The 24896-nt window shown below is 67.9% G+C and carries 25 protein-coding genes; 10 read left to right on the forward strand and 15 right to left on the reverse strand.

Translation table 11 applies throughout. From position 1 onward, the window contains the following. Nucleotides 1–48 precede the first annotated feature (48 nt). Genes LN047_RS12255 through LN047_RS12270 form a run of 4 tightly spaced genes read left to right on the forward strand, consistent with a single transcriptional unit; the run spans nucleotide 49 to nucleotide 3187 of the window. Nucleotides 49–738: an amino acid ABC transporter permease gene (locus tag LN047_RS12255; RefSeq protein WP_056317142.1), complete on the forward strand. Its 690-nt coding sequence runs from the start codon at nucleotides 49–51 to the stop codon at nucleotides 736–738. Next, nucleotides 731–1420 (forward strand): amino acid ABC transporter permease, encoded by a 690-nt coding sequence (locus tag LN047_RS12260; RefSeq protein ID WP_056317143.1) that lies wholly within the window; start codon nucleotides 731–733, stop codon nucleotides 1418–1420. The genes LN047_RS12255 and LN047_RS12260 overlap by 8 nt, the downstream gene beginning before the upstream one ends. 11 nt (nucleotides 1421–1431) lie before the next feature. Next, on the forward strand, nucleotides 1432–2166 hold the full coding sequence (locus LN047_RS12265; protein ID WP_062841528.1) for an amino acid ABC transporter ATP-binding protein: 735 nt from the start codon (nucleotides 1432–1434) through the stop codon (nucleotides 2164–2166). A gap of 25 nt (nucleotides 2167–2191) precedes the next feature. Next, nucleotides 2192–3187 carry a LysR family transcriptional regulator gene (locus LN047_RS12270; RefSeq protein ID WP_373981879.1) on the forward strand — a complete coding sequence of 332 codons (996 nt, stop codon included), beginning with the start codon at nucleotides 2192–2194 and terminating at the stop codon, nucleotides 3185–3187. Nucleotides 3188–3342: 155 nt separating this feature from the next. On the opposite strand, the gene LN047_RS12275 is transcribed toward LN047_RS12270, so the two are convergent. The 4 genes from LN047_RS12275 to imuA form a co-directional block, all read right to left on the reverse strand. Then, complete coding sequence (locus LN047_RS12275) at nucleotides 3343–3726, reverse strand: I78 family peptidase inhibitor (RefSeq protein WP_108005591.1); 384 nt, start codon at nucleotides 3724–3726, stop codon at nucleotides 3343–3345. Between the two features lie 216 nt (nucleotides 3727–3942). After that, nucleotides 3943–7182 carry an error-prone DNA polymerase gene (locus tag LN047_RS12280; protein ID WP_373981880.1) on the reverse strand — a complete coding sequence of 1080 codons (3240 nt, stop codon included), beginning with the start codon at nucleotides 7180–7182 and terminating at the stop codon, nucleotides 3943–3945. 1 nt (nucleotide 7183) lies between these two features. Continuing rightward, nucleotides 7184–8653 carry a DNA polymerase Y family protein gene (locus LN047_RS12285; RefSeq protein ID WP_217618439.1) on the reverse strand — a complete coding sequence of 490 codons (1470 nt, stop codon included), beginning with the start codon at nucleotides 8651–8653 and terminating at the stop codon, nucleotides 7184–7186. Continuing rightward, nucleotides 8583–9287, reverse strand: a complete 705-nt coding sequence (imuA, locus tag LN047_RS12290; RefSeq protein ID WP_056317163.1) for a translesion DNA synthesis-associated protein ImuA — start codon at nucleotides 9285–9287, stop codon at nucleotides 8583–8585. Before imuA ends, LN047_RS12285 begins: the two co-directional genes overlap by 71 nt. Nucleotides 9288–9454: 167 nt before the next feature. Here imuA and ypfH point away from each other — a divergent pair, with 167 nt between their 5' ends. Together ypfH and LN047_RS12300 are read left to right on the forward strand one after the other, a co-directional pair. Beyond that, on the forward strand, nucleotides 9455–10159 hold the full coding sequence (gene ypfH, locus LN047_RS12295) for an esterase (RefSeq protein ID WP_062841523.1): 705 nt from the start codon (nucleotides 9455–9457) through the stop codon (nucleotides 10157–10159). Beyond that, a complete protein-coding gene (locus LN047_RS12300; RefSeq protein WP_373981881.1) occupies nucleotides 10159–10941 on the forward strand; it encodes an IclR family transcriptional regulator in 783 nt (260 codons plus the stop codon). Before ypfH ends, LN047_RS12300 begins: the two co-directional genes overlap by 1 nt. Nucleotides 10942–10977: 36 nt before the next feature. On the opposite strand, the gene LN047_RS12305 is transcribed toward LN047_RS12300, so the two are convergent. The 11 genes from LN047_RS12305 to queE form a co-directional block, all read right to left on the reverse strand. After that, nucleotides 10978–11772 (reverse strand): SDR family NAD(P)-dependent oxidoreductase, encoded by a 795-nt coding sequence (locus tag LN047_RS12305; protein WP_373981882.1) that lies wholly within the window; start codon nucleotides 11770–11772, stop codon nucleotides 10978–10980. 1 nt (nucleotide 11773) lies between these two features. Next, on the reverse strand, nucleotides 11774–12751 hold the full coding sequence (locus LN047_RS12310) for a tripartite tricarboxylate transporter substrate binding protein (protein ID WP_180099345.1): 978 nt from the start codon (nucleotides 12749–12751) through the stop codon (nucleotides 11774–11776). Between the two features lie 60 nt (nucleotides 12752–12811). Then, nucleotides 12812–14536, reverse strand: coding sequence for a thiamine pyrophosphate-binding protein (locus tag LN047_RS12315; protein ID WP_175212073.1), 1725 nt, complete (start codon nucleotides 14534–14536; stop codon nucleotides 12812–12814). Between the two features lie 13 nt (nucleotides 14537–14549). Beyond that, nucleotides 14550–15383, reverse strand: a complete 834-nt coding sequence (locus LN047_RS12320) for a hypothetical protein (RefSeq protein WP_373981883.1) — start codon at nucleotides 15381–15383, stop codon at nucleotides 14550–14552. Between the two features lie 157 nt (nucleotides 15384–15540). Then, nucleotides 15541–16962 (reverse strand): efflux transporter outer membrane subunit, encoded by a 1422-nt coding sequence (locus LN047_RS12325; protein WP_279990974.1) that lies wholly within the window; start codon nucleotides 16960–16962, stop codon nucleotides 15541–15543. Between the two features lie 69 nt (nucleotides 16963–17031). Next, a complete protein-coding gene (locus LN047_RS12330) occupies nucleotides 17032–17946 on the reverse strand; it encodes an efflux RND transporter periplasmic adaptor subunit (RefSeq protein ID WP_373981884.1) in 915 nt (304 codons plus the stop codon). 2 nt (nucleotides 17947–17948) lie between these two features. Continuing rightward, the gene (locus LN047_RS12335) at nucleotides 17949–18161 is read right to left on the reverse strand and encodes a DUF1656 domain-containing protein (protein WP_025140452.1); all 213 of its coding nucleotides are present in this window, start codon (nucleotides 18159–18161) and stop codon (nucleotides 17949–17951) included. Next, on the reverse strand, nucleotides 18158–20209 hold the full coding sequence (locus LN047_RS12340; protein ID WP_373981885.1) for an FUSC family protein: 2052 nt from the start codon (nucleotides 20207–20209) through the stop codon (nucleotides 18158–18160). The genes LN047_RS12335 and LN047_RS12340 overlap by 4 nt, the downstream gene beginning before the upstream one ends. Next, complete coding sequence (locus tag LN047_RS12345) at nucleotides 20206–20679, reverse strand: MarR family winged helix-turn-helix transcriptional regulator (RefSeq protein WP_062841515.1); 474 nt, start codon at nucleotides 20677–20679, stop codon at nucleotides 20206–20208. Before LN047_RS12345 ends, LN047_RS12340 begins: the two co-directional genes overlap by 4 nt. 256 nt (nucleotides 20680–20935) lie before the next feature. Next, nucleotides 20936–21379, reverse strand: a complete 444-nt coding sequence (gene queD / locus LN047_RS12350) for a 6-carboxytetrahydropterin synthase QueD (RefSeq protein WP_373981886.1) — start codon at nucleotides 21377–21379, stop codon at nucleotides 20936–20938. Nucleotides 21380–21407: 28 nt separating this feature from the next. Further along, nucleotides 21408–22040 (reverse strand): 7-carboxy-7-deazaguanine synthase, encoded by a 633-nt coding sequence (gene queE, locus LN047_RS12355; RefSeq protein WP_373981887.1) that lies wholly within the window; start codon nucleotides 22038–22040, stop codon nucleotides 21408–21410. A 211-nt stretch (nucleotides 22041–22251) separates the two neighbouring features. Here queE and arfB point away from each other — a divergent pair, with 211 nt between their 5' ends. The 4 genes from arfB (at nucleotide 22252) to LN047_RS12375 (ending at nucleotide 24893) form a co-directional block, all read left to right on the forward strand. Further along, entirely contained in the window at nucleotides 22252–22668 is a 417-nt protein-coding gene (gene arfB, locus LN047_RS12360; protein ID WP_152384299.1) for an alternative ribosome rescue aminoacyl-tRNA hydrolase ArfB, read from the forward strand. An 8-nt stretch (nucleotides 22669–22676) separates the two neighbouring features. Beyond that, on the forward strand, nucleotides 22677–23369 hold the full coding sequence (locus LN047_RS12365; protein WP_062841512.1) for a DUF2238 domain-containing protein: 693 nt from the start codon (nucleotides 22677–22679) through the stop codon (nucleotides 23367–23369). A 69-nt stretch (nucleotides 23370–23438) separates the two neighbouring features. After that, entirely contained in the window at nucleotides 23439–23786 is a 348-nt protein-coding gene (locus tag LN047_RS12370; protein ID WP_056317201.1) for a helix-turn-helix transcriptional regulator, read from the forward strand. Between the two features lie 51 nt (nucleotides 23787–23837). After that, the gene (locus LN047_RS12375; protein ID WP_056317203.1) at nucleotides 23838–24893 is read left to right on the forward strand and encodes an alkene reductase; all 1056 of its coding nucleotides are present in this window, start codon (nucleotides 23838–23840) and stop codon (nucleotides 24891–24893) included. Nucleotides 24894–24896: the final 3 nt, after the last annotated feature.

A 24896-nucleotide genomic window follows, 5' to 3' on the forward strand; every position in this document is an offset into this window, starting at 1 on the left:
CCGTGATGCTTGGCGCCGCGCGCCCGATCGCAGGAGATTGACAGGTTTATGAGCTTTCTAGACGCTTCCCAATACCAGCTGCTGCTCAGCGGCATGGCGGTCACCGTGCAGCTGTTCCTGGTTGCATGGGTCATGGCGTTCACCATCGCGGTGACGCTGGTGGTGGTGCGCGCCACCAATCTGGCGCCGTGCCGCTGGCTGGTCGACGCCTATGTGGAATACCACCGCAACGTGCCCCTGCTGGTGCAGGTGCTGTTCTGGTATTTCGGCATGCCCGAATTGCTGCCCGAAGGGTTCCGCATGTGGCTGTACGCGCACAACGCCGAAATGTCGCTGGCGGCGATTGCGTTGGCGCTGGGGTCGGCCGCCTATATCGCCGAAGACATCCGCAGCGGCCTGCGCGCCATTCCGGGCACGCAGTTCGAGGCCGCCCGCGCGCTGGGCGCCAGCTATCTGCAATGCATGCGCTTCGTGATCGTGCCGCAGGCGCTGCGCATCTCCATTCCGCCGCTGGTCGGACGCGCGCTGCTGCTGTTCAAGAACACCAGCGTGGCCATGGCGATCGGCGTGATGGAGCTGACCTACCAGGCGCGGGAAATCGAAAACGAGACCTACCGCACCTTCGCCACCTTCGGCGCGGCGACGATCATGTACCTGCTGGGATCGTTCCTGATCATGGCTTTCGGATCGCGCATCTACGCCCGTTATCGTCTGAACCGCGGAGGCCACGGTGCTTGATCTGCTGATGCAATACTGGCCCACGCTGCTCGTGGGCCAATACCCCAACGGTCCGCTGGGCGGACTGGCGCTCACCCTGATCCTGGCCGCGCTCGGCTTGGCGATGTCCCTGCCGCTGGCGCTGTTGATCGCGCTGGCGCGTGTCAGTCCCTATGGCTGGCTGCGCACGGCCAGCAAGGCCCTGGTCAATGTGGTGCGCGGCATGCCGCTGCTCATGCTGATCTTCTGGGCTTACTTCGTCGTGCCCAAGATCACCGGGCAGGTGGTCAGCGGCTTCTGGACGCTGATCTTTGCGCTGGTGGTCTATGAAAGCGCCTACCTGTCCGAGGTGATCCGGTCGGGCATCGAGGCGGTGCCGCGCGGGCAGATCGAAGCCTCGCGCTCGCTGGGCGTGGGCTACTGGACGACGATGCGCAAGGTGGTGCTGCCGCAGGCGCTGTTCAACGTGCTGCCCAGCATGACCAGCCAGTTCGTGTCCACCATCAAGGAAACGTCGCTGGGCTATGTCATCAGCGTCAATGAACTGACTTTTGCCGCCAACCAGGTCAACAACCTCGTGCTGACGCAGCCGCTGCAGGTGTTCGGCATTCTGGCCATCATCTACTTCTTGGTGTGCTTCAGCCTGAGCCGCGGCTTGAGCTGGCTGGACCTGCGCATCCGCCGCTCGCGGGCCATGGCTTAAAGGAACAAAACATGATCAATCTCGAAAAAGTGAACAAGTGGTACGGCGAGCATCATGTGCTCAAGGACGTGGACCTGTCGGTGGCGCGCGGCGAAGTGCTGGTGGTCTGCGGCCCGTCGGGGTCGGGCAAGTCGACCATGATCCGCACGATCAACCGGCTGGAGCCCATCGAGAAGGGCCGCATCCTGATCGACGGCCAGGACATCTACCAGAAGGGCGCCAACCTGAACGCCCTGCGCCAGAAGATCGGCTTCGTGTTTCAGCAGTTCAACCTGTTTCCGCACATGAGCGTGCTGGAGAACGTGATTTTCGCGCCGGTGAACATCCGCAAGCAGCCTCGCAAGCAGGCCGTGGAGCTGGCGCGCAGCCTGCTCGATCGCGTGGGGCTGGCGCACAAGATCGACGCCTATCCCGGATCGCTGTCGGGCGGCCAGCAGCAGCGGGTGGCGATTGCGCGCGCGCTGGCGCTTCAGCCGCCGGTCATGCTGTTCGATGAGCCGACCAGCGCGCTCGACCCGGAGATGGTGGGCGAGGTGCTGCAGGTGATGAAGGGGCTGGCCAAGGACGGCATGACGATGGTGTGCGTGACGCATGAAATGGGCTTTGCGCGCGACGTCTGCGACCGCGTGGTGTTCATGGACGCGGGCGAGATCCTGGAGATGGACACGCCCGAGCGCTTTTTCAGCGCGCCGGCGCATCCGCGCGCGCAGCGCTTCCTTGCGGACATCCTGCATCCGCGGGGATGATCCGGGCCGAGCGGCCTCGGTGGTAATGTTGGGGGTTTCCATGCGCTTTTCTTCAACCGCGGCGATGTACACCCTCAAACAGCTGGAGGCCTTTTATTGGAGTTCCGAACTGGGCAGCTTCAGCGCGTCGTCGCGCAAGCTGCACACCACCCAATCGGCGGTGGCCAAGCGGGTGGGCGAACTCGAGGCCTTTGCGGGCGCGCCCCTGTTCGAGCGGCGGGCCAAGAAACTCCTGATGACCCCGCAGGGCCGCAAGCTCTTTGAGCTGGCAAGCCAGATGCTGGAGCTGAACAGCCGGATCGTCCAGAACATGGCCGATCCGGCCAGCTTCGAAGGCGTGGTGCGGCTGGGCGTGACGGAACTGGTCGGCATGACCTGGCTGGCCGGGCTGATCAAGCAGATCAGCCAGCGCTACCCGCGCGTGCAGCTGATGCCCGAGATCGACGGCGGCATCACCCTGTATGAGCGGCTGGAGCAGGACGAACTGGACCTGGCGATCATGCCGGGTCCGTTCTGGGGCTACCAGTACGACTGCACGCATCTGGGCGCGGTCACCAATGTATGGATGGCCAGCCCGGCGCTGGACATCGATGTCGCCGCCGCGCTGACGCCGCAGGACCTGGCGCCGTACCCCGTCATTTCGCAGCCCACCAATTCCGCGCTATCGCACTTGTATGACGCGTGGTTCGCCGAGCAGGGAATGCCCGTCAAGCGGGTGCTGACGTGCAACAGTCTGGGCATGATGGCCCAGCTGACGATGCTGGGATTGGGGATCAGCTATCTGCCGGGCGCCTACTTTGCGCCGCTGGTGGCGCGCGGGGCGCTGTGCCAGCTGAATGTGCAGCCGGACCTGCCGACCATCAACTACTACGCGGTGCACAAAAAGAACATCGTCAACCCGGTCGTGTCCCGGGTGATCGACATTGCGCGCGAGGAATGCGCCTTCGAGGTGGCGGGGGCGTTCCTGCCGCATGTGCCGCCGGCGGCGCGGCCGCTCGGGGCGGGTGAAAAAGGCGAGTAAAAAGCGCGAGTGGAAAGGGCGGGTTGGCCGATCGGGATCTGGCCGGGGATTGATTGGCAAGGCCAGCGACCGGTGCGGCCGCTGGCCTTGCGCTTGTCTTGTCGCGGCGCCCGGTCCTGCCGCTGAGGCGGCCGGACGCGGGCCGGCTGGCGCCGTCAACCGCAGCGGATTGCCGTCATCACGTCCTTGTCGTCCACGATGAGGTTCAGGCGGGTGTTGTTGTATTCCATGGTGACCACCTGGCCCGGGCGCAGCATGCGCGCGGTGGTGCTGCCGCTGCGCGTGCGCATGTCTTCCATGACGGAGGGCGTGGCTTTCTGGCCGATCTGCGATTGCAGCGCACCGGCGTCGCAGGTCTTGCCGCTGGTGCTGCCGGGCATGGACGAGGATGAACCGTAGGAAGCGCCAGCGCCGGTGCTCGAGGAAGAGGACGCGCTCGAGGAGCTGGATGCCGGCGCGCTGGATGTGCGCGAACCGCCAGTATTGGCGCACGCAGCCAGGCTGGCAACCAGCAGGAAGGGGATCAGCTTGCGGATCATGTAGGACTCCTTACAACGAGCGGACAAAAACCCATGATAGACCAGCGGCGATGTGCTGTGGTCAAGGCGCGGCGGCCCCTGTGCAACCGGGCAACAGCGGCGGGCGGCTGGCCGCGCAGCTTTGCATGCGGTGTCTGACACCCGTATGGACGGTCTTCAGGCTTGAAGGGTGTTTCAAGGGTGTCAGACACCGTTGGAGGCGGCTGGCTGCGCAGCTTAGTGGAAATCGCGGCTTTGCGCCGCCAGTCCGCCAAGCAGGTCGGACATATCCACCAGCCGCTGCGCGATCAGGTGGCGCACGCCGTCCACGCTTTGCCAGGCGCCAAAGACCCCCAGCAGGGTGGCGCCCAGCAGTTCGCGGCGCTGGCGTTCGATGAGGTCGGGGCGGACCACCACGTTGACCGGGCCGGTCTCGTCTTCGAGGGTCACGAAGATGACGCCCTTGGAGGTCTGGGGGCGCTGGCGCACGGTGACGATGCCGCAGGCGCGGGCGACGCGTTTGTTGGGATAGCCGTTCAGCACCGAGGCGGGCTGGAAATTGCGGGCGGCCAGTTGCGGGCGCAGCAGCGACACGGGATGGCTGTGCAGCGTCAGGCCCACGCTGCGGTAGTCGGCGGCGACGGTCTGGCTTTCTGATGGGGCGGACAGTTGCGGGGCCTGGGCGTCCACGATCTCGGCGTCGCGCAGCAGGTCGCGGCTTTGCACGCTGGCGGCGGCCTCCCAGCTGGCCTGGCGCCGGTGGCCGGCCAGGGTGCGCAGCGCGTCGCCCGCGGCCAGCGCATTCAGGTCGTGGCGGTTGAGCCCGGCGCGGCGAGCCAGGTCGGCGGTGTTGGCAAAGGGGGCCTCGGCCCGCGCGGCTTCGATGCGGCGGGCAGTGTCCTCGCGCATGCCCTGCAGCAGGCTGAGGCCCAGCCGCACGGCGGGACGGGGCTCGGCGGCGGGCGGCGCGTGGTGATGCGCGCGCCGCCGGGCGCCGGGATGGCCGCCGGGCAGTATTTCCAGCACGGAATCCCAGCCGCTCACGGTGACGTCTGCGGGCAGCACGCAGACGCCGTGGCGGCGCGCGTCCTGCACCAGCTGCGCGGGCGCATAGAACCCCATGGGCTGGGAATTGAGCAGGGCCGCCAGGAAGGCCTCGGGTTCGTGGCGCTTGAGCCAGGAACTGGCATATGCCAGCAGCGCGAAACTGGCCGCATGGCTTTCCGGGAAACCGTATTCGCCAAACCCTTCCACCTGACGGAACAACGCTTCGGCAAAGTCCAGCGTGTAGCCGTGCGCCAGCAGCCCGCCCACCAGCTTGACGCGGAACTTGTCCACGCCGCCCTTGCGCCGCCAGGCCGCCATCGACCGGCGCAGCTGGTCGGCTTCGCCCGGCGAGAAGCCGGCGGCCACCACGGCGATCTGCATGACCTGTTCCTGGAAGATGGGCACGCCCATGGTGCGGCTGAGCACGCCGCGCACTTTTTCGCTGGGGTAGGTTTCGTCTTCCTTGCCCTGGCGGCGCCGCAGGTAGGGATGGACCATGCCGCCCTGGATCGGGCCCGGGCGCACGATGGCCACCTGCACCACCAGGTCGTAGTATTCGCGCGGCCGCAGGCGCGGCAGCATGGTCATCTGCGCCCGCGATTCGATCTGGAAGACGCCGATGGTGTCGGCATCGCAGATCATGTCGTAGGTGGGCACGTCGCCTTCCGGGATGTCCTGCAAGGCCAGCGGCTGGCCGCGGCGCTGGCTGGCCAGTTCGAGTGTGCGGCGCAATGCCGACAGCATGCCCAGCGCCAGCACGTCCACCTTCAGCAGCTTCAGGGCATCCAGGTCGTCCTTGTCCCATTGCACGACGCTGCGGTCTTGCATGGCGGCGTTTTCAATGGGCACCAGGCGCGAGAGCTTGCCGCGTGAAATGACGAAACCGCCCGGATGCTGCGACAGATGGCGCGGAAAGCCCATCATGGTCTGCGCCAGCGACGCCCACTGGCGGGCCACCTGGGATTCGGGGTCCAGGCCGCACGCGCCCAGCGTGCGCAGCATTTCCTTCTTGCCGTCCCACCACTGGTGGGCGCGGGCCACGGCGTCGATGACGCCCGGGTCCACGCCCAGCGCACGCCCCGTGTCGCGCAGCACGCTGCGCGGCCGGTACGAGATGACCACCGCGGTCAGGGCGGCCCGTTCACGGCCGTATTTGTCGTAGATGTACTGGATGACTTCTTCGCGGCGCTGGTGTTCGAAGTCGACGTCGATGTCGGGCGGTTCGTTGCGTTCCTTGCTGATGAAGCGTTCGAACAGGTTGTTGCCGCGCTGCGGGTCCACGGCGGTGATGCCCAGGCAATAGCACACGGCGGAGTTGGCGGCCGAGCCCCGGCCCTGGCACAGGATGCCGGCGTTGCGGGCGAACTGCACGATGTCGTAGACGGTCAGGAAATAGGCCTCGTAGTTCAGGTCCGAGATGAGTTCCAGTTCCTTGTCGATCTGCGCCATGATGCCGTCGGGAACGCCCCGCGGAAAACGCCGGGCGGCGCCGGCCAGCGCTTCCTGGCGCAGGTAGCTGGCCGGCGTGTGGCCGGGCGGCACGATCTCGTCGGGGTATTCGTAATGCAGTTCGTCCAGTGAAAACGTGCAGCGGCGCGCCACGGCCAGGGTCTGCGCCAGCGCGTCGGGCGGGTACAGACTGGCCAGGCGCATGCGGCTGCGCAGGTGTTGTTCGGCATTGCCGGACAGCGCGTAGCCGCATTGCGACACCTGCTGGCGGGTGCGGATGCCGGTCAGCGTGTCGTGCAGCGGCTTGCGCGAACGGACATGCATCTGCACCTGGCCGACCGCCACGATCGGCAGTTGCGAGGCCTGGGCCGCGTGCTCGACGGCGGCGCGGTGCAGGTCGTCGCGCGACTGGTGCAGCAAGGTCAGCCCCACCCACGCCCGCCCCGGAAAGACGCGCGCCAGCCAGCGCGCCTGGTCGGCCATGCGGTCGGCGTCGGTGCCGTAGGCGGGCGTCAGGATGGCCAGGCATTCCGGCAGGTTGCGCAGGTGCGCGTACCCGGCGGGCGGATCGGCAATGTCTTGCGGCGCCAGCCGGTATTCGCCCTTGGGTGCCCGGGTGCGGCCCAGCGTGATGAATTCGGACAGGTTGCCGTAGCCCTCGCGGGTCTGCGCCAGCAGGGTCAGGCCCAGCGGCGCGGCGTCGGGCGCGGCGCGCAGCTGGAACGTGGCGCCGATGATGAGCGGCAGCTTGAGGGTCTTGGCCTCGGTATGGGCGCGCACCACGCCGGCCAGCGAGCATTCGTCGGTCAGGGCGAGCGCGGCATAGCCCAGTTCGGCCGCGCGGGCGGTCAGTTCCTCGGGGTGCGAGGCGCCTTGCAGGAAGGAAAAATTGGACTGGCATTGCAGCTCGGCATAGTCGGGCAACTGGGCCAGGGTCTCAGCCGGGTCCAGCGGATCGGGGGCGTCGTCGTCCATGCGCATGTCAGGCGTACAGGCCGTGCAGGAACCAGCGCGCGTCCTCGGCGTCGCGCTCGCGGTAGATCCAGTAGCGCGCGCCGGCCGCGTCTTCGGCGACGAAGTAATCGCGCACGGTCAGGGCTGGGTCCCACCACCCGCTTTCGATGCGTTCGGGACCGCGCATCAGCCGCAGCGCCTGGCCGCCGTAGTGGGGGCGATGGCCGGACAGCTTCAGGGGCTGCGGGGTTTCCAGCAGCCAGAACGGCCGGTCGAGCAGCGGCGGCAGGGGGGCGGGACGTTCTGGCGCGGCCAGCGCGTCGGTCCATGCGTTGGCGGCTTCGGGACGGTGATCGGGGGTGGGCCGGGCATGGCGCACCCGGTCGCGGCCCAGCCGCGCCACCAGCAGGTCCAGGAGCCGCGCGTGGTCGGCGGCGGTGCCGCCCGGCTCGGGGAACAGGGTGGTGCTGGCGGCGGGTTGCTCGACGGTGTCGGGCGCGTGCAGCGCCACCGCGATGACGGGGGCCTCCAGCGTGAAGTGGTTCAGTTTTTCGCGCAGCAGATGCAGAAGCTGCGAGGCCTGCCAGATGGGCTGGGCCAGCGCGACCTCCAGTTCGGTCGGCGGGCGGGCGTGGCGGCCGCGTTCGTGATCCATGCTGAGCACCACGCGTCGCACGGCCAGTTGCCGGGCGGTCAGCCAGCCACCCAGCTGCTCGGCCAGGCGTCCCGCCACCGCCAGCACGGCGTCGGTGTGTTCCACATAGTCCATGAGCTCGATCCGCCGCGAAAACTGGTTGGGCGGTTCGAGCCAGCGGTAGAGTTCGGGCGTCTGGCCGTAGGCGGCGTCCAGCGCTTGCAGCAGATCGGGCGCGCTGCGCCGCTGCAGGCCCGCGCGGGGCAGGGCGCGCAGGTGCGCCAGCGTGTGGCAGCCGATGTCGTCCAGCCAGTTGCGGCGGCCTTGCGCCTGGGGCAGCAGCGACAGGGGCAGGGCATCGAGCCGCCGCGCCAGGGTGGGCAGCTTGAGCGTGCGGCGGGGCACGCCCCGGCCGGCGCGCCGCGCCAGCAGCCAGGCGCCCGTGGCCGTGGGCGCCATGCCCAGCGACACCCGCAGATCCAGCGCGCGCAGCGTGGCGGCCACCCGCCGGCTCAGCGCCCGCGGTCCGCGAAAGAACATCAGGCTGGCGCCCACATTCAGCAGCACGGTGTCGCCGTCGGCCAGCGCGATTTCGGGGGTGTACTGCAAGAGGGCCAGCGCCGCGCCCTGCAAGGCGTCGGCTTCGGCCTGCGGCTGGCGGGGCAGCAGTTCCACGCCGGGCGCGATGGCCGCCGCGCCCGCGCGGCGCATGCCGGGCGTCACGCCGGCCTGGCGGGCGGCGGGCGTCAGGGCGGCCACACGTTCCTGGTCCAGAACGGCGAACGCCTGCTGTTCATGCGGCCAGTGCGGGCGTATGGCGTCCAGCGGCAGGCAGCGCAGGTATGCGGCGATCCAGAGGCGCATGGCGGGGAGAAGAGGGGGTAAGGGCGCCGGGCTCCAGGCCCACGTACAGCGGGGTGTCGCAGACAGGCCCCCGGCGCTTCAGTATGTGTACGGATAGGCCGCCCGGCGCGGGCGCCAGCGCCAGCCGCAAGGCGGCGGGCGTGGCGCTTTGGGCGGCGCGGGACGGGCGCACGGCGATGAACAGCAGGTCGCTGGCCTGGGCCGCCAGGTGCAGGCGGCGCAGGGATTCCGGGCGCACGTGGGGCAGCCAGCAGATCAGCGCGCCGCAACTGGCGTTCTTCAGGATCTGTTCGCTGGCCCACAGCGCATCCACCGGTTTTTCCGGCGCCACCCACAGCAGTTGCCGGGGATCCAGCCGCCAGCTCATCCAGCTGGCGATGTGCGGAACATGGGGGGGCTGCACCAGGGCAATGGGCCGGCGGGTTTCCAGTTGGGCCAGCGCGGGACGCAGCAAGCGGATTTCTCCGATGCCGGGATGGGGAGTCAGCAGTTCGACGAGCGATCCCAGCGGCCAGCCGTTATCCGGCAGTTCGGCCGATAGCGCCGCATGCCCGGTTGGCAGGGTGCGTGCGGCGCCTTTGGCCAACTGCGTGGCGCGCCACAACGCGGGATGGATACGTTCGGGGGACTGCATGGCAAAAGCGCCCGGTGTTCAATACCTGGATAAATATACAGTATTGTACCGGGCTTTGCGCCGGCAGGACGTATCGAAAAGTGGCCCGGGACGGCCAGGCGCGGCGCATTTTACAATCCCGCAATCGGGGCGCATTCCACGGTCCCAGCCCAGCACGGAGCAGTTTCATGGCGTCTTCCAGTTCTATCGAATTCCTTCCCGATCCGGGCGTCGACGTGCGCCAGCTCTTCATCCTGCTGCATGGCGTGGGCGGATCGCCCGCCAACCTGGAGCCCCTGGCCCAGGCGGTGCGCGCGGCGTTTCCGAGCGCGGCGGTGCTGATCCCCGAAGGCTTCGAGCCCTTCGATGGCGGCGGCGCCGGCCGGCAGTGGTTCTCGGTGCGTGGCGTTACCGACGACAACCGCGTCGACCGCGTGGCCCAGGCCCTGCCGCGCCTGGAAGCCTACGTGCACGATGCGCAGGCCCGTTTCGGCCTGCTGCAGTCCGACACCGCGCTGGCCGGCTTTTCGCAGGGCGCCATCATGGCGCTGGAGCTGGTGCAGGCCCACGACGGCATGGCTGGCCGCGTGATCGCGTTTTCGGGCCGCTACGCGCAACTGCCCAAAAGCGCCCCGCAGTACACCACCATCCATCTGCTGCACGGCGCCGACGATCCGGTCATGAGCGTGTCGCAGGCCCAGGCAGCCCAGGCCCGCCTGGCCGAACTGCACGGCGATTCCACCATCGACATCGCCACCCACGTCGGCCACGAACTGCATCCCGCCCTGATCCAGCGCGCCATCGTGCGCCTGCAGACCTGCGTGCCGCTGCGCAGTTGGGAAGCGGCGCTGGGGCTGAACCAGACGCCGCCGGACGGGACGACGGTGCATTGATGGCGCCCCGCGCGAGCGACGCCGTCGGCGGCGCGCAAAGCATTTTCCGCGTGCTGCGCATCCTCAAGTACGTCGGGGCGGCCCCGGCGCGTGGCGTGGGCCTGACGGACGTGGTGCGCGATGTCGGCCTGACGCCGCCCACCGCGCACCGCATGCTCACGGCACTGCTGCAGGAAGGCTTCCTGTCGCTCAATCCGCGCCTGAAGACCTACAGCCTTGGCCGCGAGTCCTACATCCTGGGGCTGGCGGCCGAAAGCCGGCACGGCATCAAGGCCATCGCCGAATCGGCCGTGCTAAGGCTGGCGCAGTCCACGGGCGACACCAGCTTCCTGTCGGTGCGCTCCGGGCACGAAGCGGTCTGCGTGGACCGCAAGACGGGCGACTTTCCCATCAAGATCCTGACGCTGGAAGTCGGCCACCGCCGCCCGTTGGGCGTTGGCGCGGGCAGCCTGGCCTTGCTGGCGTTCCTGCCCAATGACGATATCGAACGCGTGCTGGCGCGCTACGACGCCAGCGCGGCGCCCGACCTGCCATCGACCGACACGCTGCGCGAGGACATCGCCGCCGCGCGCAGGAACGGCTACGCGCTGAACCCGGGCCGCATCATTCCGGACATGCTGGGCGTGGGGGTGCCGGTGCTTGACCGCGAGCAGCACGTGGTGGCGGCGCTGAGTGTGGCGGCCATCCGTTCTCGCCTGTCCGGCGCACGCCTGGCCGACGTGGTGGCCGCGCTGCAGCGCGCGGCGGCGGAATTGTCGGCGGACCTGGCCCCGCGCGTCTGATCGCGTCCCGGCCAGTCCGGTCCCGCCGGCTTTGCGCTAGCGTCCCGCGCAGGCCTTGCCGCCATCGACCGGCAGGCACACACCGGTGATGTACTTGGCCTCGTCGCTTGCCAGAAACAGCGCGGCATGGGCCACGTCCCAGGCGTCGCCCATCCGCCCCATGGGGCTGGCGGCATTGCGCCGCCGCCGCATTTCCTCGACGTCATCGAACTGGCCCGCGATCTGCTTGCAGATCAAGGGGGTGTCGATGACGCCGGGCAGCACCGCATTCACGCGGATATTGTCCGGCGCGTAACGCACGGCCAATGACCGCGTCAGGTGGTTCAACCCGGCCTTGGCGGCGTAGTAAGAGGTGTACGGATAGGAATTCACCTGAATCGAGGCCAGCGACGAGATGTTGACGATGCTGCCCGCGCCCTGCGCCAGCATGGCGGGCAGCACGTGCTTGCAGGTCAGGAACACGCCGGTCAGGTTGGTGTCCAGCACGCGATGCCAGCTCTCTTCGGTGGCCTCGATGGGGTCGCCCATTTCCGTGATGCCCACGTTGTTGTGCAGCACGTCGATGCGCCCGGCGGCCGCCAGCACGGCGGCGACCGCCGCCTGGATCTGCCCGGAATCGGTCACGTCGGCGGTCAATGCCTGGCAGCGCCCGCCTTCGGCTTCGATGATGCCGCAGGTTTCGCGGGCGGCCTCCGGCCGCAGGTCCACGGCAAATACCCACGCGCCTTCGCGTGCGTATAGGGCCGCCGCGGCCTTGCCATTGCCCCATCCCGGCCCGGAAGAGCCCGCGCCAAACACCAGCGCCACCTTGTCTTTCAGCCGCTGACCCATGTCATTCCGCCGAGATGTGCGCAAAGTCGGCGACCTTCTTCCACTTGGCCACGTCGCCCTGGATCATCGCGGCAAATGCCTCGGGCTTGTCGGCGACCACATACGCGCCCACGCCCGCGTACTTGGCCTGCACGTCCTTGTCCGCCAGCGCCTTGCGGGATGCGTCGTTCAGCTTGGCCAGCACGTCCTTGGGCAAACCCGCGGGCGCCAGCAGGCCATTCCACATTTCCGCGTCGTAGTCAGGCAGACCCACCTCCGCGAAGGTCGGCACGTCCGGCAATTGCGGCAGGCGGGACTTGGCGGCCACCACGATCGGGCGCAGGTTGCCCGACTGGATGTGCGCCATCGATGACGCGGCCGTATCCCACAGGATGGGCACCTGGCCGGCGATGACGTCATTGAGCGCGGGACCCGTGCCGCGATACGGCACGTGCATCATGTCCAGGCCCGACAGCGACTTGTAATACTCCATCGCCATGTGGGTGGCGCCGCCGTTGCCGGACGAGGCGTACGAATACTTGCCCGGCGCGCCCTTGATCAGGGCGGTGAACGACGCATAGTCCTTGGCCGGGAAGTTCTTGTTCACGACGATCACGCCAGGCACGCGGATGATCTGCGTGACCGGCGTGAAGTCCTTCACCGCGTCGTAGGGCAGGTTCTTGTACACGGCAGGGTTGGTGCCGTTGGTGCTGGACGTGCCCAGCAGCAGCGTGTAGCCATCCGGGGCGGCCGAGGCCACGGCGCGGCTGCCCACGGTGCCGCCGGCGCCGCCGCGGTTCTCCACCACGACCGGCTGGCCGATCTGCTTGGCCAGCGCTTCGGCAAAGATGCGTCCGACCACGTCCGAGGTGCCGCCCGGCGGGAAGGGCACGATCAGGCGGATGGGACGGTCGGGGTAGGTGGCCTGCGCCGCGGCGGCGCCCGCCACCGACAGGGTTGCAGCGGCGGCCGCCAGCTTGATCCAGGTTCTGCGCTTCATGAGGTTTGTCTCCTTGCTTGATATTGTTTTGTGTGTCGAACCGGGCGATGCGCGACGCCCTCAGGCGATGCGGTCGCCCGGCTTGATCTTGGCCGCCCGGCTGTCCACGCCCGGCAGCATGTGCGCGGGATCGCGCGTGACCACCACGTCAAGAATGGTGGGACGGTCCTTGCAGGCGTAGGCCTGAGCCAGCGCGGCGGGCAATTCCGCGGGATCCTCGACGCGGATGCCGTTGCAGCCCAGCGCACGCGCCACGTTGGCGTAGTTCGTGTCCACCAGATCCGACGACTGGTAGCTGCCCGCGCCGTACATCAGATGCTGCAACGCCTTGATGTAACCCGACGCGGCGTTATTGACCACCACGAGCGTGAAGGCGAGCTTCATGCGCACCGCGGTTTCCAGTTCGCCCAGCGACATATTGCAGCCGCCGTCGCCGGTCAGGCTGACCACCTGGCGGCCGGGGGCCGCTGCGGCCGCGCCGATCGCGCCGGGGATGCCGTAGCCGATGGACGCAAAGCCGCGGTCGGGCACAAAGCCGCGGCCGGCGCGCTTGGTGTCGAACAGCAACCCGCCCCAATGCGCGGCGAAGCCGCCGTCGGCCACCAGGATGCCGTCCTCGGGCAGCGAGGCATTGATCTCGTGCATCAGCCGCGCCATGCCGACGGGGCGGTCGCCGGAAGTCAGCTTTGCGTTGACCGATTCGCGCCACGCGTGCATGGCCTGGCCCACCTCGTCCACGTAGTCCTGGCGGGCATGCGCGCCGTGGGCGGCCAGGCGCGCGTCCAGGTCTTCCAGCGTGGCACGCACGTCGCCCCACAGGCGCAGGGCGGGCGTGGTGGTGCGGTCGAATTCCTCGGCCACGATATCCAGATGGATGATCGGCGCGCCCGCGGCCAGCAGGTCGTAGCGGCGGGTCGCCACTTCGCCCAGCTTGCAGCCGACGACAAAGAGGCAGTCGGACTTGGCGATCAGGTCATTGGCAATGCGGCTGTAGCGGCCGAAAAGCCCCGCGTTCAGCGGATCGCTGCAGGCGATGGCGCCCTTGCCGCTCATGGTGTGGGCGACGGGAATGCCGAATTTGCGCGCGAAGGCCTGGACGGTATCGGCGGCATCGCTGATGTGCACGCCGCCGCCGCACAGCATCAGCGGGCGGGAGGCCCCCGCGAGCATGCTTGCCGCTTGCGCCACGTCGTCGGCCGACGGACGGCAGCGCAGGGCGGGCGAGCGCCGGTAGTTGGGGCTGGAATAAAAGTCGTCGGCATCGAACGCATGGACCGCATGCGCGATGTCTTCGGGCACGTCCAGCACCACGGGCCCCGGGCGGCCGCTGGTGGCCACGGCAAACGCGCGCCGCACCAGCTCGGGAATGCGCTCGATCATCTCCACGCGCAGCACGTCTTTCACGACCGGGCGCAGCACCTCCAGCTGCCGGGCCTCCTGCGTCATGTTCTTCCACGAGTGCATCCGGTGCGAGTCGCCGACCAGCGCGACCAGCGCCGTGCCGGCGTTGTAGGCTTCGGCCAGGCCGGTCACCAGGTTGGTCGCGCCGGGGCCCAGGGTCGCATCGCACACGCCCGGGCGGCCGCTGACCTTGGTGTAGGCGTCGGCCGCGAACACCGCGCAGCGCTCGTCGTTGATCAGGTTGTGATTCAGGTTCAGGCGGCGCGCGGCGTCATAGAAGGGCAGGAGCTGAAAGCCGCCCATGCCGAACATCAGGCCGACCTCGTGCGCGGCAAACATGCGGGCGAGGGCTTCGCCTCCGGTGATTTCCAGTTTTTCCGACATGCGGGTAAGGCTCCTAGTGGGTGTCGCGCCCGGCAAGCAGGGCGTCGATAAAGGTTTTGAGCGGTGTGCCGACGCGGCAGCCCAGCTCGCGGGCGCGGGCGTTGGCCGAAGAGATGGTCCCTTCCTCGTAGCAGGAACGGGCGTCGCCGATGCGGGCGGTGTGCGCCGAGACGGTCAATGCGGCGATGCCGCGCTGCTGCAGCAGGGGCAGGCGTCCGATGCCGGCGCTGTCCTTGCCCATGCCCGCGTCGTTGAAGGTGACCAGACGCGGGGAGGCCCGGACGCCATCGGACTGCAGGCCGGCCAGCCGTTCTCCATGTGAGGCGGTGACGGCGATGAGGCCGTCGTCCTGCGCATCCACAAGCGACACGGAGTCAGCGCCCACGACGAGCGGGGCGCCGTCCGGGCCGGCCTTGATGACGATGCGGGATTCCTTGATGGCGGTGGGGCGGCCGGCGTTTGGCTGGGCGTGCGCGAGCCGCGCAGCGGCTTCGGAGACGGTCATGCCCGGCTCGCAGCCCAGGTCCTGGGCAAGCGCATTCACAAAGCTGATGACGCCGTGGCGCGCCATGTCTGCGCCATCGCCGATGCGGCAGCTGCGGTAGCTGGCGGTGGCGGCGGGCACGCCCCAACGTTGCAGGTCGTCCAGGCCCGCAATGCCGGCGCGCTGCCAGCCCACGCCAGCATCGTTCAGCACGACGGCCCGCACCTCGCCCCGTGCCGCGCAATAGGCGGCATAGCTGCCGCCATGCGACCCGGCGATCACGACGCGCCCGGCGTCCTCCCGCGTCAGCTTGGTGATGCTGTCCAGCACCCGCGCATCCCGGATACTTTCCGGATATTCCATATTATGAATTGTCCCCGTCCTACAGCGCTGGCTCCGTCGGGGCGGGCTGCGCTGTCGAATCGTTTGATGTTGTTATCGCGTTCGGGACGATTCTAGGGGCGCGGGTTTTATGGAATCAATGCGATCCCCATAATATGGAATTGATTTCGCGGCCGGCTTACTGCTCCCAGCCCCCGCCCAGCGCCAGAAACACCGCGATCTGGTCGCTGGAGAGCTCCGCCTGCGAGGCCGCCAGCGCGCTTTCATTGCTGGCCAGCGTGCGCTCGGCGTCCAGCACGGTCAGGTAGTCCGTCTTGCCGTACTGGAACAGGCGCCGCGCCTGCGAAGCCGCTTCCGCGCTCTGGTCGCGGGCCGCGCGCAGGGCGGTGTCGCGGTCCAGTTGGCGGGCGTAGACGACCAGCGCGCTTTCGGTTTCGCGCAAGGCATTGAGCACGGTCGCGTCAAAGCGGGCGGCGGCGGCCTTGGTGTTGGCTTGGGCCTCGGCGATGCGCGCTTGCGCGGCGCCCGTGTTGGGCACCGTCCAGGAGATCAGCGGACCCACGCTCCAGCTGAAGGTGCCGCGGTCGCCAAACATGGCGGCCGGACCGCCCGATGCGGCGGACAGGCCCAGCGTGATCTTGGGATAAAGGTCGGCCGTGGCGACCCCGATGCGGGCCGTGGAGGCGGCCAGGGTGCGTTCCGCCTGGCGGATGTCGGGACGGCGGCGCAGCAGCTGCGCGCCATCGCCCACCGGGATGGTTTCGGTCAGCTTGGGCGCGCTGGCGCATTGCAGCAGCGTGGGCGAGATCTCGCCGGGCGTCTGGCCGGTCAGCGCCGCCAGGCGATACAGGGCCGTGCGCTGCTGGGCCTGGAACGGCGGCAGGTTGGCCTGCAACTGTTCAAGCTGGCTGCGCGCCCGCGTGACGTCCAGCGTGGTGCCCCGGCCGGCACGCTGCAGGCGGCTGACGGCGTCGACCGATTCCCGCTGCACCTGCACGGAATGCTGCGCCGAGGCCAGCTGCATGCCCGCCGCGCACAGGTTGGCGTAGGCGCGCGCGGTCTCGGCCGCAACCGTGACGCGCGTGGCGTCGTACGCGGCTTGCGCGGCCTGCGCGTCGTCAGTAGAGGCTTCCACGGCGCGGCGGATCTGGCCGAACAGGTCCAGTTGATACGACACGCTGGCGCCGGTGGAGTAGGACCAGCGGTTGGGCGGATCGATGCCGGGTTGAAGCTCCTGCAAACCGGAGACGTGGCCGAACGTGGGCGAGGCATTCACGCCGATCGTTGGCTGCTGCTGGGCCTTCGTTTCCTGCACCGCGGCCTGGGCGCGTTCAAGGTTGGCGCTGGCCACGCGCAAGTCGGTGTTTGCGGCCAGGGCTTTTTCGACCAGGCCGTCCAGCACCGGGTCGTTGTACAGACGCCACCAGTGACCAGGGACCGCCTCTTGCCGGTACACGTCTTCCTGCGCTTGCACGAAGGAGGATTGCGCGCTCGGCCGCTGGGACACGGCCTCGCGCGGCACCTGGTAGTCGGGGCCCACGGCGGCGCATCCGGCCAGCGCGAGGGCCAGCGTCAGCGGAAGGAGAAATCTGGTTTTCATGGCAGGTACGGCTTGGCGTCGATAAGGGATTCAAGGTTTTTCGGAAAGCAGGGCGGTGCGGGCCGCTCGTCAGGAAGCTTGAGGCGCGGCGGCCGCGGCCTGGGGCGGGCGGTCGTCGACCGACACGGTGGCGGTCTGGCCGGCGACCAGCCGCACGCCCTCGGGCACGTCGTCGATCTTCACGCGCACCGGAATGCGCTGCGCGAGGCGGACCCAGTTGAAGGTCGGGTTCACGTTGGGAAGCAGGTTCGCGCCGGTGCTGCGGTCGCGGTCCGCGATCCCCATGGCGATGCTTTCCACATGGCCGCGAATGTGGCGCGATTCGCCCATCAGCGTCACGGTGACAGGATCGCCTTCGTGGATGCCGGGCAGCTTGGTTTCCTCGAAATAGCCTTCGACGTAGAACGACCCGGCGTCCACCAGCGCCATCACGCCGTGGCCTGCGGTGGCGTACGAACCGGCTCGCAGGTCCAGGTTGGTGATGCGGCCATCGCTGGCAGCCACGACGCGGCTACGCGCCAGGTTCAGGCGGGCAGTGTTCAGTTGCACCTGCGCCTGGGCGAGCGCGGCTTCGGTCTGCTGCACCTTGGTCTGGCTTTGTTCGACGGCTTCGGCCGCAACCAGCTGGCCCAGCGAGCGGTTGCGCTTGGCGTCGCGCAGCGCCTGGTCGTGCGCAACCTGCTGCGAACGCACCGAGGCCTGGGCCTGGTCGTACGCCAGCTGGAAGCGGGCGCGGTCGATCTCGAACAGCAGGTCGCCGGCCTTCACGTCCTGGTTGTCGTGCACGGGCACGCTTGTCACCAGGCCGGACACGTCGGGCGCCACCTGCACCACGTAGGCCTTGACGCGGCCATCGCGCGTCCAGGGCTCGACTTCATAGTGATCCCAAAGCTGCCAGCCGGCGTAAGCGGCGGCGGCGACGACAACAGCCGTCACTGCGAACTTGCCGATAGCAGCAGGGCGAAGGGCATTGGGGAGTTTCATACCTATCTCTGAAGAAAATAAGGGGAAATGAGGGAGACGCCGTACAGCAGCACCACGAAGAGCGCCAGGTCAAAGAGCGCGGGGTGCCACACCAGGCGATACAACCCGGCGCGCGCCAGCACGCGCCGCACCGCCCAGGCCACGCCCAGGGTGACGACGCCCAGCACGAGCAGCCAGGGGAAGTAAATGCCGTAGAGATTGAATTCGCCGATCATGATGCTTGGCCCTCCAGCGCGGGATGGGCGGGTTTAAAGTCGGGCGCGTCGGGAAAGAAGGCGCGGCGGATGCCGACCAGCGCCACCACGGCACGGTCGCGCGCGTGGGGGCCTTGCGGCGTGGCGGCCACGCTGCATAGCGCGCGGTCGATCTGCGCCAGGAACTCGGTCGTCTTGTCCTGCGTGCGTCCCGACGAACGCAGCCGGAAGAACTGCGCCAGGCTGTCGAGCACCGGCTGGATCGTGGATTCGGCCATCGGCAGATGGCGGCGTGCCCGTTGCAATTCGGTGATGTCGCGGCCCACGCGCAGGTCTTTCAGCGCATCGGCGGCCACCAGGTCGTCGGGCCGCTTGGCCAGCGCCAGGCGCGGCTGCAAAAGGCCGATGCGGTCCAGCATGCGGGCGGCATAGGTGTGGCGCGACGGCGCGCGGGGCGCGCTGGCCAGCGTCGCCAGCTCTTTCCAGTTGGCGGCCTGGATGCGGCGCGCGCTCCAGTCGGCGCTGACCGTGCGGAAGATGGCGGCGATGATCGCGGCGGTGGCCACGCCGATGCACTGCGCGACCTGCGTGTCGATGAAGGACACGACGTCGGCGGTGTGGGTGTCTTGCAGCGCCATCGTGCCCAGGAATCCGAACAGCATGGCCATGGCCTTGCCGGTGCTGGCCGGGCGGGCAATGAAGACGCCCAGCACGAACGCGGTCGGCAGCATGGACAGCGCCAGCATCTCGAAGGAATGAATGGCCGGCATGATGCCCAGCAGATACAGCGCCGACAGCGGAATCGAATACACCGTGTAGGTCAGGAACTGCATGATGCCGGGCACGGGATTGTCCTGCGAGGCGAAAAAGCAGCTGAAGATCGCGGCCATCAGCGCGGCGGTGGCGCCGTTGCTCCATGCCGTGCCGATCCAGAAAAGGCAGCACACCGAAATGGCCAGGCCGGCGGCCAGCGCCGACAGCAGCGCCATCCCGTGGTCGCGATGCAGCGCGGCATTGGGATCGCGGGCCGAACGCGGGGTGCGCACCGGCGCGCCTTGCAAGCCCGCACGGATGTCGCGGCGCAGGGCCAGGCATTCGTCATAGGTGTCAATCAACTCGCGCAGGCGGGTCATCAGGCTGGCCAGCAGCGCGTCGCGCCAGGTCGAGCGGCTGTCGATCCCGGGCGTCAGCCGGGTGACCGCGGCGCGCAGTTGGACGGCGGTCTCGTGCGAGGCCTGGGCGCCGGCATTGATCCATTCCGAAATATCGGCCAGCAGCGCCTGCACCGGTTGGGGCAGCGTCTGGCCGTCTGCCTGCAAGGCGCGCATGCGGTCTTCGACGGCGGACACGGCCGGCGTCAACGCCGCGATCTGGTCCTGCATGGCGCGCACGGCGCCCGCGGTCCAGCGCAGGTTGCTGGTGTCAAAGGGAACGTGGGTGGACAAGAGGCGCAATTGCGTGATGTCGTTGGCCAGCACGCGGCGGTCCTTGTCGCGCTGTTCGGCAGTCTTGCCGCTCAGCGTGTCGTGCATCCAGTTGCGTGCATCGCGCACGGCCTTATCCAGTTGCAGCGTCAGCGCGGGCGCCAGGCCGCGGGGCAGGACGATGCTGTGGATCAGCGTGGCGCACACGATGCCCAGACTGATTTCCTCGACGCGGGCGAGCGCCGTGTCAAAGACCAGGGACGGGTCGGTGACGCTGGGAAAGCCGATCATGGCGGCGGTGTAGCCGGCCAGCATGAACAGATAGGACCGCGGCGTGCGGTCCAGCACCGACATGTACAGGCAGGCGCCCACCCACAGCACCATTGCGCCGGTCATGACGACGGGCGAGTTCGACAGGCGAGGCACCATGTAGACGGTGGCCGCCGACCCGGCGAAGGTGCCGATCAGGCGGTACAGGGCCTTGGAACGCACCGCGCCGGACCACGGCTGGGCCACGACATAGGCGGTGGTCATCGCCCAGAACGGACGCGGCAAACCAATGCTGTAAGCCAGATAGAGCGCCATGATGGCGCTCAGGTAGCTCTTGAGCGAGAAGAGGGTTTCGCGGACGTTCGGCAGTTTCATGGCCGCGCGTCCTCTTGCGCGCCGGCGCCGCTGCGGCCCAGCGACACCTTCAAGGCGTCGAAGACGCGCAGGCAGGCCTCCAGATCCGATTCGCTGACACCCTGGAAGACGCGGCGGCGCAGTTCGACCAGCACCTCTTCGACCTGCGCGCGCAGCGCATGGCCGGCGTCGGTCAGATGCAGGGTGCGTGCGCGGCGGTCGTGGGGATCTTCGCGGCGTTCCATCAGGCCGGCGGCCACCAGTTGGTCCAGCACGCGCACGAGAGAGGGGCCTTCAACGCCCAAAGCTTCGGCCAGCGCGCCTTGACGAACCCCGTCGCCAAGTCGGCCGGCCAGGATGACGGGCCACGCGGTTGCCTGGGAGAGTCCGTAGTCGGCAAGCGCCTTGTCGGCAGCGCCGCGATAGGCGCGCGACAGCACCATCAGGTTGGCGGTGGTGGCCATGAGCTGGGAGTCGGAAGGAGTAAGCATGGAATCGATTGTATCCTATCTATTAGCTTACTAATGATTGAAAATGGCGACTATCTCGATAGATTTTCTCAATTGGGAAAATAACGGGGCGGTTTTCCGTGAGTGGAAAACTGGGGGCGCACGGCGCTGTCTTGTCGCGTCATTCGGTGACGGTCCGGCGTCTGACACTCGGGAAACGCCGGTCCGATGCGAGGATTTTCTCAGCGGGTGTCAGACACCGCATGAAGCTTCCGACACCCGTACTCCCCGTCAGGGATCAACCGTTGCAGTCGGCCCAGCAGTTCGGCGTTTCGTACAGACGCACGCGCGTCAGGCGCAGTTCAGCGCCGTAGTGGCCGTGGTAGTGGGGCGCCAGCGTTTCAAACACGATGGTGGCCAGGTTTTCGGCCGTGGGAATGCGGTCCAGCACGACGGTCTTGTGACCGGGCAGCGTGTCCAGGAAGCCGCGCACGGCGGTGTCGCCTTCGAAGACCAGGAACGCGTGGTCCCAGACGTCCACGATGTGGGTCTTGGCGATGCGCTTGATCTCGGAGAAGTCCATGACCATGCCGTTGTCGGACTCGCCGGGCGCCTGCACCACGTCGCCCGTCAGGGTGATTTCCAGCACATAGCGGTGGCCATGCAGGTTGCGGCACTGGCTGCGGTGGTCGGGAATGCGGTGGCCGGCGTCGAACTCGAGCCTGCGGGTCACGGAAATCATCGTGCGCTCCGCGAGGCGTGGGGGTAAATCATGGAATGCCTATGTATTTGTGGGTTTGCAGGCTGAGCCGCCATTGCGGATGCTGCATACAGTACTGGACGGCCTGCCCGGTGTTGGCTGCGCGCGCCGGACCGTCCATGGGTTGCAGGAAAAAGTGCTCGAAATCCAGGTGCGCGAAGGCGTCGGGCAGGGCGTTCAGTTGCGGGTAGACCAGCTTGAGCTCGTTGCCGCGTTCGACCACGACCGGGGCCGTGCCCTTGGGGCTGACGCAGATCCAGTCCACGCCGGTGGGCGGCTTGATCGTGCCGTTGGTTTCGATGGCGACGGTGAACCCGCGGGCGTGGATGGCGTCCAGCAGCGGCGTGTCCAGTTGAAGCAGCGGTTCGCCGCCCGTGAAGACCACGTAGCGATTGTCGGCGCCGGGGCCCCAGGCCGCGGCGATGGCGTCGGCCAGCAGATCCGCCGTGGCGAATTTGCCGCCGCCGTCGCCGTCGGTGCCGATGAAGTCGGTGTCGCAGAAGGTGCAGGCGGCGCTGGCGCGGTCGCTTTCGCGGCCGGACCACAGATTACAGCCCGCGAACCGGCAAAATACCGCCGCGCGGCCTGCATGGGCGCCTTCGCCTTGCAAGGTCTTGAAGATTTCTTTGGCGGAGTAAGTCATGGGGGATGCGGGCGGCTGGCCGCCCTGGATTCGAGCAAAAGCGCATCATTTTACTTGGCGCGGCCGATATCCGCCGAAAGACCCTGCGCCACGCGGGTTCGCCGCCGTTGGCGGGCGGGTGCGCCGCCGCCCGGAAAATCGCGGGATCCGCATGCGCGCCGTTCTCCGTGCCTGCTGCGCGAAGCCTGCCGGCCCTGTAGACTTGCCGCCTATGTTTCACGTCCAAGACTCGCTATTCATCGACGAGCGCGACCTGACCTTCACCATGATCCGCGCGCAGGGCGCCGGCGGGCAGAACGTCAACAAGGTCTCCAGCGCCGTCCACCTGCGCTTCGATGTGCGCGCTTCCCGCCTGCCACCCGAGGTGCAGGATGCCGTGTGCGCGCTGAACGACCACCGCATCTCCAAGGAAGGCGTGATCGTCATCAAATCGCAGTCGTTCCGCAGCCAGGAAAAGAACCGCGCCGAGGCCATCGAGCGCCTGGTGGGCATGGTGCGGTCGGCCATCCGGGTGGACAAGCCGCGCCGCGCCACCAAGCCGACGCGCGCCTCGCAGCGCCGCCGCGTGCAGCGCAAGGTGCTGCACGGCGAGGTCAAGCGGCTGCGCGGCCGGGTGCAGGGCGATTAGCGGCCGCCATGATCGACGCACGCCGCCGTTACCTGCTTTCCCTGGCTGGGGTGTTTGCCGTCATCTGGGCGGCGCTGGCCATCGATCCGCACGACCGCTCGGCCTGGGCGCTGGAAAATGCGCTGGTGCTGGGCCTGGGCATCGTGCTTTTTGCCACGCGGCACGCGTTCGTGTTCTCGCGCGTGTCGTACACGTTGATCTTCCTGTTTCTGTGCCTGCATACGATCGGGGCGCACTATACGTATTCCCTGGTCCCGTATGACGAGTGGTGGCGTGCCTTGACCGGGCGCACGCTCAACAGCCTCTTGGGCTGGGAACGCAACAACTTCGACCGCGTCGTGCATTTTTCGTATGGCCTGCTGCTCGCTTACCCGATCCGCGAGATCTTTCTGCGCGTGGCCGAAGTGCGCGGGTTCTGGGCGTACTTCCTGCCGATGGACGTCACGCTGTCGACCTCGGCCCTGTACGAACTGATCGAGTGGGGCGCTGCCGAGTTCTTTGGCGGCGACCTGGGCGCGGCTTATCTGGGGACGCAGGGCGATATCTGGGATGCGCAGAAGGACATGGCGCTGGCGGCGCTGGGCGCGGTCATCGCCATGGCCATCACCGCCCTGGTCAACCGGAAAGCGCGGCGCGACGTCGCGCGTGACTGGGCAGACAGCCTGAAGCCCGAACGCCGGCGGCCTGCCGAAAATCCTTGATGTCCATAGGGGCATGACGACATATCGATTAAACCCGATATATGATTCGATAAATTGCGATATACCAATATGACCGCAACTTCCTCACGCACCGAGCAGGACGCCACGCAACCCGCGATCGACGCAGACGCCATTCTCAAGGCGCTCGCCAATCCGGTCCGCCGCGACATCCTGACCTGGCTGAAGACGCCGCATGCCCATTTCGAGGAGCGCCCGGGCCACACCTTTGAACACGGGGTGTGCGCGGGCCATATCGATGATCGCTGCGGCCTGTCCCAGTCGACGGTGTCGTCGCATCTGGCGGTGCTGCAGCGCGCCGGCCTGATTTCGGCGACCAAGGTGGGGCAGTGGGTCTTTTTTCGTCGCAATGAACCCGTGATTGCCGCGTTTCTGCGGCAGTTGAACCAGGATATGTAGCCCGTCTGCCATACCCGCAAGCGCCCCATTGCCGGGACGAAAGGATGTTTCATGAACCCGTTGTTTGAACCGCTGAAAGTCGGCGACCTGACGCTGCGCAACCGCGTCGTGATGGCGCCGCTGACCCGACAGCGCGCCAGCGCCGGCCGCGTGCCCAATGACCTGATGGTCGAGTACTACACCCAGCGCGCCGGGGCCGGCATGATCCTCACGGAAGCCACCGCGGTCACGCCGCAGGGCGTCGGCTACGCGGATACGCCGGGGCTGTGGTCGCCCGAACAGGTCAAGGGCTGGCGCAAGGTGACGTCCGCGGTGCACGACAAGGGCAGCGTGATCGTCGCGCAGCTCTGGCACGTGGGGCGCATTTCCGACCCGATGTTCCTGGACGGCGAACTGCCGGTCGCACCCAGCGCCATCGCGGCCAAGGGCCATGTCAGCCATGTCCGTCCCAAGCGCGCCTACGTGACGCCGCGCGCCCTGGAAACCGCGGAGATCCCCGGCGTGGTCGAGGCTTACCGCCACGGCGCGCAGATGGCGATGGAAGCGGGCTTCGACGGCGTCGAAGTGCATGCCGCCAACGGCTACCTGCTGGACCAGTTCCTGCAGGACAGCACCAACCATCGCACGGACCAGTACGGCGGCTCCATTGAAAACCGCGCGCGCCTGCTGCTCGAAGTCGTGGACGCCTGCGTGGCGGTCTGGGGCGCGGGCCGCGTCGGCGTGCATCTGTCGCCGCGCGCGGACGCCCACGACATGGGCGATTCGGATCTGCCCGGCCTGTTCGGCTATGTGGCGCGTGAACTGGGCAAGCGCGGCATCGCCTTCCTGTGTGCCCGCGAACACGAAGGTCCGGACAGCCTGGCGCCGATGATGAAGGCCGAATTCGGCGGCGTGTTCATCGCCAACGAAGGCTACACGCGCGAAACCGCCGAGGCCGCCGTGGCCGCCGGCCGTGCCGACGCCGTGGCGTTTGGCGTGCCGTACATCGCCACGCCTGATCTGGCCGAGCGTCTGCAGCAAAATGCGCCGCTCAACACGCCGAACCCGGCCACGTTCTACGCATCGGGCCCGGAAGGCTATACCGACTACCCGGCAATGGCGGCTTGATGT

Origin of the sequence: Achromobacter sp. JD417 (genome assembly GCF_041879325.1) — a bacterium.
Taxonomy (GTDB): Bacteria; Pseudomonadota; Gammaproteobacteria; order Burkholderiales; family Burkholderiaceae_B; genus Achromobacter; species Achromobacter mucicolens.